This is a genomic window from Microbacterium sp. 69-7 (assembly GCF_001897985.1).
Taxonomy (GTDB): Bacteria; Actinomycetota; Actinomycetes; order Actinomycetales; family Microbacteriaceae; genus Microbacterium; species Microbacterium laevaniformans.
In genome coordinates, this window is record NZ_MKRU01000008.1 from 1 (window position 1) to 981 (window position 981).

The following is a 981-nucleotide window of genomic DNA, read 5'->3' on the forward strand; positions in this document are numbered from 1 at the left end:
ATCATCGTCGCGGTCGAACTGCGCCGTGGCGAACCAGTCCTGACGGGCAAGCTCGAGGGAGTCGGAGATTCCGAGCCGTCGCTGCTCCGGAGAATCGACGAAGAACAGGCCGCCGAACGACCAGAACGCCTGGCCGCCGAGGTTGGCGCGTGGTTCCTGGTCGACGATGATCACGCGCCGCCCGGCGGCGGCCGCTTCCGTCGCGGCCACGAGCCCGGCAAGGCCCCACCCGATCACGAGCACGTCCGCCTCGTGATGCTGTGACTTTGCGATCATCGACTCCTTCGTCGTGGTCCCGTGCCGGAGGGGGAGCGTCAGCTCGTCGGATCCGAGGGATGAAGCGGTAGCGAGGATGCCGTGGGGGTCCGTTCGGGACCGATCCCACTCGGCTCGAATGTGTTCACCATGGCATGCGCGGCGCGCTGGAGGTAGTCCCAGAGTGTGGCTTCGTGCAGCGGAGACAGCTCAAGCTCGTCGACGGCACGGCGCATGTGCGTCAACCATCGATCCCGCGCGTCCGGATTGACGTGGAAAGGCATGTGCCGCATGCGCAGACGTGGATGCCCGCGTCGTTCGCTGTACGTCGTCGGTCCGCCCCAGTACTGCTCGAGGAAGAGGGTGAGCCGCTCGGCGGCGGGGCCCAGGTCGTCCTCGGGATACATCGGTTTGAGCACGTCGTCGGCGGCCACGCCGCGGTAGAAGGCATCCACGAGCCGCACGAAGGTCTCGTGCCCGCCGACCTGCGCATAGAACGTCTCCGCGTCGTCGTTCACGAACTCTCCTCATCCGTCTTCTTCGGTGTCATCGTCGAGCCGTCCGGGGACGTCGCGGCATCCGCCCCGCCGGAGGCCGTCGGCGCGGGGGCCGCCTTTCCGCCGCGCTTGGGCTTCCAGATGCCCTTGCCGTCCGCCGTCGCGACGGGTGTCGGCCGCGTGCGCGGCGGGTTGGCGCCGCGCACGCGCTGGGCGCCCTCGAGGCCGG

The 981-nt window shown here is 69.1% G+C and carries 2 protein-coding genes and 1 pseudogene; all 3 read right to left on the reverse strand.

Annotated features, from left to right (window positions below; genetic code table 11):
* Positions 1-276, reverse strand: a 276-nt coding sequence (locus BGN98_RS00945) for an FAD-dependent oxidoreductase (RefSeq protein ID WP_288118927.1), incomplete at its 3' end; no start/stop codon positions are given.
* Positions 277-314: 38 nt separating this feature from the next.
* The gene (locus BGN98_RS00950; RefSeq protein WP_288118929.1) at positions 315-773 is read right to left on the reverse strand and encodes a globin; all 459 of its coding nucleotides are present in this window, start codon (positions 771-773) and stop codon (positions 315-317) included.
* A pseudogene (locus BGN98_RS00955) lies at positions 770-981 on the reverse strand (mechanosensitive ion channel family protein); the annotation flags it as partial. The gene BGN98_RS00950 and the pseudogene BGN98_RS00955, both read right to left, overlap by 4 nt.